At 43.6% G+C, this 243-nt stretch carries 1 protein-coding gene; it reads right to left on the bottom strand.

What is annotated here, in order from left to right; all coding sequences use genetic code 11:
- Nucleotides 1-243 (bottom strand): MazG nucleotide pyrophosphohydrolase domain-containing protein (locus AAEY88_RS15140; RefSeq protein WP_350563715.1); only part of this gene is annotated, 243 nt, incomplete at both ends.

The raw sequence follows: 243 nt of genomic DNA, 5'->3' as shown, positions 1-243 counted from the left end.
TCCCATAATGCATCCATTTCTGTTATATCGCTGTCCTCTAAACGCTTGCCAGCCGCAGCCAAATGCTCCTCAATATAGCCAAAACGTGATTTGAATTTATGCACACAAGTAAGGGCAGCTGTCTCAGCATCAAGGTTCAATTTACGCGCAACATTGACCAGCGCAAACAGGCAATCGCCCAGCTCTTTTTCAATCTCTCTGATATTGGCTTTGTTTACGTCATATTTGTCAGCTTCTTTAGAC

Origin of the sequence: Psychrobacter sp. CAL346-MNA-CIBAN-0220 (genome assembly GCF_040309805.1) — a bacterium.
GTDB lineage: Bacteria > Pseudomonadota > Gammaproteobacteria > Pseudomonadales > Moraxellaceae > Psychrobacter.
Note: the sequence above shows the minus strand (reverse complement) of the source record. Positions and strands in the feature narration are given on the sequence as shown.